Genomic DNA, 9,252 nt, shown 5'->3' with positions numbered 1-9,252 from the left:
TAGCTGCGGGCAGTCGTGCCGCTGGGGCGGCACGGGTGGGCGCAGCGGCACCCGCCAAGCGGCAGGGAGCTGACTCACCCCCACAGCCCCAGCTCCCGTCAGGTATTGAAGTGCGTTCGCACCCTTTCCTGCGCCTCCGGTGGTGCTCCCACGTGGTCCAGGCCCAGGAGGGCCGCGCCCAGGACCGGGCGGGCGGTGACCACTTGGGGGGTGGCCTTCGGGGCACGGGTGGTCAGGCGCGCGCGGATGCCGTCCTCCAGCTGGGGGTGGCGGGCGGCCAGGACGCTGCCGCCCAGGAGGACCGGTGTCTCCTCGGTGAGGAGGTCCAGGCGGGCCAGGGCGACCGTCGCCATGGTGACGACCTCTTCGGCCAGGCGCTCGACGATCGCGTGGGCGATCGGGTCGCCCTGCGCCGCCGTGGCGAACAGGACGGGGGTCAGTTCGTGCCGGCGGTGCTCGTCGACGGTCTTCCGGTGGAGGGCCTCGATGAGGGCGTACATGGACGCGAGGTCGAAGTGGGCCGGGAGGGTGCGGGCCAGGGCGGTGGGCTCGCCGCGGCCGTCCTCGGCGCGGGCGGCGTACCACAGGGCCTCCTCCGCCAGGCCCCAGCCGCCGCCCCAGTCGCCAGAGATGCGGCCGACCGCCGGGAAGCGGGCGGTGCGGCCGTCCGGGCGCATGCCGACGCAGTTGATGCCGGCGCCGCACACCACGGCGACGCCGCGGGGTTCGGCGATGCCGGCCCGCAGGATCGCGAACGTGTCGTTGCGGACCTCGACCGTCGCGCCCCACGCGCGCGCGTGCAGGGCCGCCGCCAGTTCCTCCTCCTCGACCGGCAGGTCCGCGTTGGCCAGACAGGCCGAGACATGGGAGGCGGAGGTGACGCCGGCTGCCGCGCAGGCCTCCTCCACCGCCTGTGCGAGGCCGGCCACCGCCGCTTCGACGCCCACGGCCGGGGGTCTGAAGCCGCCGCCGCGGGCCGTGGCGAGGACGGTTCCGTCGGCCGCCACGACCGCGACATCGGTCTTGCTGTTGCCCGCGTCGATGGCGAGGACGCTTGCGGTCAGGCCCACGCGAGGTGCTCCCGGTTGTGTGCGATCAGCTGGTCGGTGAGGGCCTCGGCGTACGCGTACTGGCCGACGAGGGGGTGCGAGAGCAGGGCGCGGAAGACGCGCTCGCGGCCGCCCCGCAGGGCCGCCTCGAGTGCCAGGTCCTCGTAGGTGGTGACGGCCGCCACGAGGCCCGCGTAGAGGGGGTCCAGCGGGGCGACGGGCAGGGGGCTCGCGCCCTTGGGGCCCACCGCCGCCTGGACCTCGATCACCGCGTCGTCCGGGAGGAAGGGCAGGGTGCCCTTGTTGTGGGTGTTGACCACCTGGTACGGGTTGCCTCCTCCGCCGAGGAGGGCCGCCGCCAGGTCGACGGCCGCCTCCGAGTAGTACGCGCCGCCGCGCTTGGCGAGCAGCGCCGGCTTCTCGTGGAGGGACGGGTCGCCGTACATCTCGAGCAGTTGCTTCTCCATGGCGGCCACTTCGGCGGCCCGGGAGGGCTTGGTGCGCAGTTCCTCCACGACCTCGTCGTGGGCGTAGTAGTAGCGCAGGTAGTAGGAGGGGACGACGCCGAGGCGGTCCAGGAGCGGGCGGGGCAGGTGGAGGTCGCCGGCGATCGTGTCACCGTGTGCGGCCAGGAGGCCGGGCAGGACGTCCCCGCCCTCCGGGCCGCCTAGCCGTACGCCGGTCTCCCAGGTGAGGTGGTTCAGGCCGACGTGGTCCAGGTGGATGTCGGCGGGCGCGACGTCGAGCATCGCCGCGAACTTCCGCTGGAAGCCGATCGCCACGTTGCACAGGCCGACCGCGCGGTGTCCGGCCTGGAGCAGGGCGCGGGTGACGATGCCGACCGGGTTGGTGAAGTCGATGATCCAGGCGTTCGGGTTGGCGCGGCGGACGCGGTCGGCGATGTCCAGGACGACCGGGACCGTGCGCAGGGCCTTGGCCAGGCCGCCGGCGCCGGTCGTCTCCTGGCCGACGCAGCCGCACTCCAGGGGCCAGGTCTCGTCCTGAAGGCGGGCCGCCTGGCCGCCGACGCGGAGCTGGAGCAGGACGGCGTCGGCGCCGTCGACGGCCGCCTCCAGGTCGGAGGTGGTGACGATACGGCCGGGGTGGCCCTGGTGGGCGAAGATGCGCCGGGCCAGGCCGCCGACCAGCTCCAGGCGGTCCGCCGCCGGGTCGACGAGGACCAGTTCCTCGACGGGGAGGGTGTCCCTGAGCCGGGCGAAGCCGTCGATGAGTTCGGGGGTGTAGGTCGAACCGCCGCCGACCACGGTGAGTTTCATCTGTGTCCCTTGACTCTCTATCCCTTGACTCCGGTGAGCGTGACACCCTCGACGAACGCCTTCTGGGCGAAGAAGAACACGAGGATCACGGGGGCCATGACCAGCACGGTGGCGGCCATGGTGAGGTTCCAGTCGGTGTGGTGGGCGCCCTTGAACGACTCCAGGCCGTAGGAGAGGGTCCAGGCGCCCGGGTTCTCCGAGGCGTAGATCTGCGGGCCGAAGTAGTCGTTCCAGGCGTAGAAGAACTGGAAGAGGGCGACGGCCGCGATGCCCGGTTTCGCCATGGGCAGCACGACCCTGACGAGGGTGCGCAGCTCGCCGCAGCCGTCCACCTTGGCCGCGTCCAGGTACTCGTTCGGGATCGTCGTCAGGAACTGCCGCAGCAGGAAGATGGAGAACGCGTCGCCGAACGCCATCGGGATGATCAGCGGCCACAGCGTGCCGGACAGGTCCAGCTGCTTGGCCCAGAACAGGTACATGGGGATGATGATCACCTGCGGGGGCAGCATCATCATCGAGATCACCAGCATGAGTGACAGATTGCGGCCCCGGAAGCGGAACTTGGCGAGGGCGTACGCCACGGGGATCGAGGACGCGACCGTCAGGACCGTGCCGGCTCCGGCGTACAGGAGGGTGTTCCGCCACCAGGTGAGGAAGCCCGGGGTGTTGAACACGCTCTTGTAGTTGCCCCATTCCCAGGTGTGCGGGATCAGGTCGCGGCTGAGTGCCTGGCTGTCGCTCATCAGCGAGGTGAGCAGCACGAAGACGAAGGGGAGGGTGAAGAAGAGCGCGGCCGCCACGCCGAGGGCGTGGACGGCGATCCATTCCAGGGCGGCTCTGCGGCGGGCCGTGCGTTCGGCCGGGGAGACGGGGGACTTCAGCGCGACCGGCTTGTCCAGTACCTGCGTCATCGTCAGTCACCTGCCTGGATCAGACCGCCCCGGCGCCGCATCAGGAACGCGGTGAACACCATCGACAGGGCGAAGAGGACGAGGGCCACCACGCAGGCCGAGCCGTAGTCGAAGCGCTGGAAGCCGAGGTTGTACACGAGCTGGGGGAGGGTGAGCGTGGACTTGTCCGGGTAGCCCGGCTCGAACTGCGTGCCCGCGCCCTGGATCACGCCCGAGGCGACCTTTCCGGCGATCAGGGGCTGTGTGTAGTACTGCATCGTCTGGATCACCCCGGTGACCACCGCGAACATCACGATCGGGGAGATGTTGGGCAGGGTCACGTAGCGGAAGCGCTGCCAGGGGGAGGCGCCGTCGAGTTCGGCGGCCTCGTACTGCTCGGTGGGCACGTCGAGCAGCGCGGCCATGAAGATGACCATCAGGTCGCCGACGCCCCACAGGGCGAGCAGGGTCAGGGCCGGCTTGGACCAGGTGGGGTCGTTGAACCAGCCGGGGGCCGGGATGCCGGTCTTCTCCAGCAGGGAGTTGACCGGTCCCGTGCCCGGGTTGAGGAGGAAGGCGAACGCCATGGTCGCGGCGACCGGCGGGGCGAGGTAGGGCAGGTAGAAGAGGGTGCGGAAGACGCCCGTACCCGTCTTGATCTTCGTGATGAGCAGGCCGACGCCGAGCCCGAAGACGACCCGCAGGGTGACCATGACCAGGACCAGCCAGAGGGTGTTGCGCAGGGCCGGCCAGAACAGCGGGTAGTTCTGGAAGACGTACGTCCAGTTCCTGGTGCCGCTCCACGTCGGCGGCCTGAAGCCGTCGTAGTGCATGAACGAGAAGTAGACCGTCGAGATCAGCGGGTACGCGAAGAAGACCGCGAATCCGATCAGCCACGGTGACATGAAGGCGACGGTGCGAAGCGCCGACCGGCGGCGCTTCGACGCCAGGGTGACCGTACTCATCGGCTACTTCGCCTGCGCGATGTCGGTGTCGATCTGCGCGGCCGCCTTCTTCAGCCCGGCCTTCAGGTCGGTGGCCTTGCCGCTCTCGTAGTCGTAGCCGAACTGCTGGATCGTCACCAGGTACTGGCCGCCGTTGATGGAGGCGGGCGTGGTGGTGGAGTTCGGGTCGGCCGCGATGTCCAGGAAGGTCTTGAAGCGCTGGTCGTACTTCAGCTTCGGGGACTTCAGGGCGGCCAGGGTGGACGGCACGTTGTGGATGTCGTTGGCGAAGCCGACGACCGCGTCGGTGTCCGTGGTGATGTACTTGACGAACTCCCAGGCCGCGTTCTGCTTGTGGCTGGTGGCGGCGATGCCCGCGATGGTGCCGGTGATGTAGCCCTTGCCGTACTGGCTCACCTGGTCGTCGGGGACGGGCAGCGGGGCCACACCGATCTCGAACTTCGGCTTGGCGTCCACCGCCATGCCCAGCCGCCACTCGCCGTCGAGCTGCATGGCGACCTGACCGGTGTGGAAGGGGTGCTTGGGGCCCCACTCGTCGCCGAGCGTGGCGCGGTACTTCTCCAGCCGCTGGAATCCGCCGAGTTCGTCGACCAGCTTCTTCTGGAGGGTGAAGCCCTTTTCGAAGGCGGGGTCCTTGGCGAGGTTCGACTTCCCGCTCGCGTCGAAGTACGTCGGGGAGAACTGCGCGAAGTAGTGCTCGGTCGTGGACTCCCAGCCGTGGTAGTCCGGCATGAACCCGAGCTGTTTGTAGCCGTTCCCGTCGGGGATCGTGAGCTTCTTGGCGTCCGCCTCGAACTCCGACCAGGTCTTCGGCGGGGTCTTGATGCCGGCCTTCGCGAACGCGGTCTTGTTGTAGTAGAGGCCGTACGCGTCTCCCAGCAGCGGCACCGTGCAGCGGTTGCCGTCGAACTGCGTGTACTCGTTCATCGCCTTCGGGAACGTCTTCTCCGGGTCGATCCCCGACTTCTTGAAGAAGGGGTTGAGGTCGACCAGCGCGCCCGAGGAGCAGAACTTGCCCACGTTGTTGGTGGTGAAGGAGGAGATCACGTCCGGCGCCTTGTCGCCGCCGGTGCGCAGCGCCTGGTTGATCTTGTCGTCGGTCATGTTGCCGACGACGTTGACGTGGATGTTGGGGTGCGCCTTCTCGAAGCCGGCGATCAGGGACTTGACGGCCTTCACCTCGTTCGGCGCGCTCCAGGCGTGCCAGAAGTTGATCGTGGTGTCCTTCGAGGCGTCGTCGTTCGCGCCGCTGTCCGACTGGCCGGTGCAGGCGGTGGCGAGGAGGGCCAGGGAGGCGGTGAGGACGAAGGCCGCTTTTCGGGCGGCCGCGGGTGCGGGTGCGGGCATGGCGGGGTCTCCCAGGGACGGGGATGGGTGAGAGGTGGAGAGAGGAGAGGGGAGAGGGGAGAGGGGGGTGGGCTCAGCCGGAGGTGTCGAAGACCTCGTCGCGGGTGGTGGCCAGCGCGCTCTCCAGCGCGCCGCGCAGTACCGGGTGCTCGCGGACGTCGCCGACCACCAGGTGCGGCCGGGAGGCGGCCAGTTCCTCCAGCTCGGCCTGGACGAGGGCGCGCAGCACCTCGCCGCCGGCGGTCAGCGAGGCGCCGCTGAGCACGACGAGTTCCGGGTCGAGAACGGAGACGAGGGAGGCCAGACCGGTGGCGAGCCGGGTCGCGTACGTCGTCAGGAGGGTGCGGTGGGGACCGGTGGCGTGGTCGGCGGCGCGGGCGACGAGCGCGGCGGCGGCCTCGGCGTACGGCCCGCCGGGCACGTCCTCGATGCCGAGCTCCCGGGCCAGCCTCGGCAGCGCCTGGGAGCCGGCCAGCTCCTGGTAGCCGCCGCTGTTGGCCCGGGTGACCTGGCGGACCAGCGGGGTGCCGGGCACCGGCAGGAAACCGACCTCGCCGGCACCGCCGGTCCAGCCGCGGTGCAGTCGGCCGCCGAGGACCAGGGCGGCGCCGAGACCTGCCTCGTTCCACAGCAGTACGAAGTCACGGTGGCCGCGGGCGGCGCCGAGGCGCTGCTCGGCGACGGCGACGAGGTTGACGTCGTTCTCGTACTCCACCGGCATCGGCAGGGCGGCGGCGAGTTCGTCGAGGATCGTCGGGGCGTGCCAGCCGGGCAGATGAGAGGCGTAGCGCAGCCGGCCGGTGTTGGGGTCGAAGGCGCCCGGGGTGCCGATGACCAGCCGGCGGACGTCGTCGCGGGCGAGCCCGGCCGCCTTCACCGCGCCGTCCAGGGCGTCGGTGACCTGCCGTACGACGGGCTGGGACGGGTGGCGGCCCGGGGTCGGCAGCTCGAACTCGCCGACCGTGCGGCCGGTGATGTCGGCGACGGCGGCGCGGATGCGCTGCGGGGTGACGTCGAGGCCCGCGGCGTACGCGGCGGCCGGGTTGACCGCGTAGAGCTGGGCGTTGGGGCCCGGACGCCCCTCGCTCGTCCCCGTGGCGAGGACCAGACCGGCGGCCTCCAGCCGGGCCAGGAGCTGGGAGGCGGTCGGCTTGGACAGGCCGGTGAGCTTGCCGATCCGGGTGCGCGACAGCGGCCCGTGCTCCAGCAGCAGGTCGAGGGCGGCCCGGTCGTTCATGGCGCGCAGGACGCGCGGGGTGCCCGGTGTACCGGCGGTTCCCGCCATGCCTCTCGCCTCCTGCCCTTGGACTGCTCGGCCTGCCGTGCCTTCCCACATGATCGCCCACGATCCGCGGGGGTGCGCGATCGTCGCGGAAGATCACTGTTAGGAAAGTTTCCTGTTCGTGTGGGAAGGAACCTAGGGCCGAGGCGAAGGGGGCGTCAAGAGAGGACGCCCCCGAGGCAACGGAGTCGTTACCTGCGGGGGCGTGCGGGGGCGTGCGGGGGCGTGCGGGGGCGTGCGGGGGCGTGCGGGGGGCGTGCGCGCGGAGGCGAGTGCGGACCGGCCGTCGGGCCGGGTGTCTCGGGGCCGGTGGGGCTACTTGCCGGTCGGGCGCTGCGAGGGAGTGAGCGGCGTCGCCGCCTGCGCCTGCGGGGAGGCGGCGTTAGAGTACGCCGACGGGGCCGCGACCGAGGCCATCGGGTCGGGCGCCGTCTCCTCCTCCGCCGGGGCCGTGGCGCCGCCCACGATACGGATGTCGGCCTCGTCGAAGGCGCGCTTGACGCGCCAGCGCAGCTCGCGCTCGACGGCCACCGACTTGCCCGGCATGGTCTTGGCCGAGACCCGGACCACCATCGAGTCGATCAGCACGCTGTCCAGGCCCAGCACCTCGATCGGGCTCCACAGGAGCTCGTTCCAGGGCTCCTCCTTGCTCATCCTCTCGGCGACCTCGGTCAGGGTGGCCTTGAGCCTGTCCAGGTCCTCGCTCGCCCGGACGGTCACATCCACGCCGGCCGTCGCCCAGCCCTGGGAGAGGTTGCCGATCCGCTTGACCTCGCCGTTGCGGACGTACCAGATCTCACCGTTGTCGCCGCGCAGCTTGGTCACGCGCAGGCCGACCTCGATCACCTCGCCGGAGGCGACGCCCGCGTCGATCGTGTCGCCGACGCCGTACTGGTCCTCCAGGATCATGAAGACACCGGAGAGGAAGTCCGTGACCAGGTTGCGGGCGCCGAAACCGACCGCCACGCCCGCCACGCCGGCGGACGCCAGCAGCGGGGCCAGGTTGATCTGGAAGGTGGCCAGGACCATCAGCGCGGCCGTGCCCAGGATCAGGAAGCTCGCCACCGAGCGCAGCACCGAACCGATCGCCGCGGAGCGCTGCCGCCGCCGCTCGGCGTTGACCAGCAGGCCGCCCAGCGCGGTGCCGCCGAGCGCCGTGCCGCCCGTCTGCTGGGCGGTGCGGTTCATCCGGTCGATGAGCTTGGTGATCGCCCGCCGGACCACCACCCTCAGCACGCCGGCTATCACCAGGATCAGCACGACCCGGAGGCCGATCGCCAGCCAGGTGGACCAGTTCTGCTCGACCCAGCTCGCGGCCTGGTTCGCGCTCTGCTGGGCGTCCTGGAACGTGGGGACCGTCACGTCCGGCGACTCCGAGGGAGACGGCGACGGCGACGGACCGGCGGCCGACAGGACGGCGGGCAAGGACACGGCAGGTACCTCCAGGTGCGTCCACCCTCCGGCGCGGCGGTCGATATCGTCGGGATCACGAAGAGGTCACCGGACGGGCAGAACCACCACACTAACGGGGCACGGTGTGTGGATCGCCGCGATGTACGAAGGAGATACGGCGGCGAAGCGGTGCCCACCCGCCTCACCAGGCCGTGTGAACGACCGGTGATCCGGGGGATGAATCAGGTGTGGTCGAAAACACTCCCAGCCCGTTACCGGGACATGGTGGCGCGTTCACCAGGCATGAGGGGAGACTGACTGCAGATCGTCCCGGCGCGAGCCACGCGCCGCCGGCGTACAAGGAGGCCCCCGTGCCGCATGTCCTGGTCCTCAACGCGTCGTACGAGCCCCTCGGCGTCGTACCGCTCCGCCGCGCGCTCGTCCTCGTGCTCGAGAACAAGGCAGTCTGCCTCGAGGAGTCCGGCGCCCATATGCACAGCGCGTCCCTCACCGTCCCCGCACCCAGCGTGGTCCGGCTCAAGCGCTTCGTCCGGGTTCCCTATCGGGGACCCGTTCCGCTGACGAGGCGAGCGCTCTTCGCCCGCGACGGCGGCCGCTGCATGTACTGCGGCGGCGTGGCCACCAGCGTCGACCACGTCATCCCGCGCTCGCGCGGTGGCCAGCACGCCTGGGACAACGTGGTGGCCTCATGCCGCCGCTGCAACCACGTCAAGGCCGACCGCCACCTCGTCGAGCTGGGCTGGCGCCTGCGCCACGCACCCGCTCCGCCCACCGGTCTGGCCTGGCGCATCATCGGCACCGGCCATAGGGACCCGCGCTGGCTGCCCTACCTGCAGCCGTACGGCGCGGACGACGCCCTGGCCCGGATCGACGGCATCTCCGCCTGACGATCCGGGCCTTCGCGCGTACCGCTCTCGCAAGGCCCCTAGGGCCTGTCCGGCGGATCATGGCGCAGACGCGGGGGCTGGCACGCCCTCCCCCACTGCCTTGACGGCGTGGGGGGACCCCCAGCGGCGTTGTCGTCGGTTG

General features: G+C 70.9%; 8 protein-coding genes. 1 reads left to right on the top strand and 7 read right to left on the bottom strand.

The window, feature by feature from the left end:
• Nucleotides 1–98: 98 nt before the first annotated feature.
• From ABZ484_RS37655 to ABZ484_RS37625, 7 genes are all read right to left on the bottom strand, one after another.
• Entirely contained in the window at nucleotides 99–1,070 is a 972-nt protein-coding gene (locus tag ABZ484_RS37655) for a BadF/BadG/BcrA/BcrD ATPase family protein (protein WP_358870459.1), read from the bottom strand.
• Nucleotides 1,061–2,326, bottom strand: coding sequence for a 6-phospho-beta-glucosidase (locus ABZ484_RS37650; protein ID WP_358870458.1), 1,266 nt, complete (start codon nucleotides 2,324–2,326; stop codon nucleotides 1,061–1,063). Before ABZ484_RS37650 ends, ABZ484_RS37655 begins: the two co-directional genes overlap by 10 nt.
• A 17-nt stretch (nucleotides 2,327–2,343) precedes the next feature.
• Nucleotides 2,344–3,237, bottom strand: a complete 894-nt coding sequence (locus ABZ484_RS37645) for a carbohydrate ABC transporter permease (RefSeq protein WP_358870457.1) — start codon at nucleotides 3,235–3,237, stop codon at nucleotides 2,344–2,346.
• Between the two features lie 2 nt (nucleotides 3,238–3,239).
• Nucleotides 3,240–4,181 (bottom strand): sugar ABC transporter permease, encoded by a 942-nt coding sequence (locus ABZ484_RS37640; protein ID WP_358870456.1) that lies wholly within the window; start codon nucleotides 4,179–4,181, stop codon nucleotides 3,240–3,242.
• A 3-nt stretch (nucleotides 4,182–4,184) separates the two neighbouring features.
• Nucleotides 4,185–5,528 carry an ABC transporter substrate-binding protein gene (locus ABZ484_RS37635; RefSeq protein ID WP_358870455.1) on the bottom strand — a complete coding sequence of 448 codons (1,344 nt, stop codon included), beginning with the start codon at nucleotides 5,526–5,528 and terminating at the stop codon, nucleotides 4,185–4,187.
• 73 nt (nucleotides 5,529–5,601) lie between these two features.
• Nucleotides 5,602–6,813 carry an ROK family transcriptional regulator gene (locus ABZ484_RS37630; RefSeq protein WP_358870454.1) on the bottom strand — a complete coding sequence of 404 codons (1,212 nt, stop codon included), beginning with the start codon at nucleotides 6,811–6,813 and terminating at the stop codon, nucleotides 5,602–5,604.
• Nucleotides 6,814–7,125: 312 nt separating this feature from the next.
• Complete coding sequence (locus ABZ484_RS37625; protein WP_358870453.1) at nucleotides 7,126–8,241, bottom strand: mechanosensitive ion channel family protein; 1,116 nt, start codon at nucleotides 8,239–8,241, stop codon at nucleotides 7,126–7,128.
• A gap of 332 nt (nucleotides 8,242–8,573) precedes the next feature.
• On the opposite strand from ABZ484_RS37625, the gene ABZ484_RS37620 reads away from it, so the two are divergent.
• Nucleotides 8,574–9,110, top strand: coding sequence for an HNH endonuclease (locus ABZ484_RS37620; RefSeq protein WP_358870452.1), 537 nt, complete (start codon nucleotides 8,574–8,576; stop codon nucleotides 9,108–9,110).
• Nucleotides 9,111–9,252 lie beyond the last annotated feature (142 nt).

The organism is Streptomyces sp. NPDC006393 (assembly GCF_040628575.1).
GTDB lineage: Bacteria > Actinomycetota > Actinomycetes > Streptomycetales > Streptomycetaceae > Streptomyces.
Note: the sequence above shows the minus strand (reverse complement) of the source record. Positions and strands in the feature narration are given on the sequence as shown.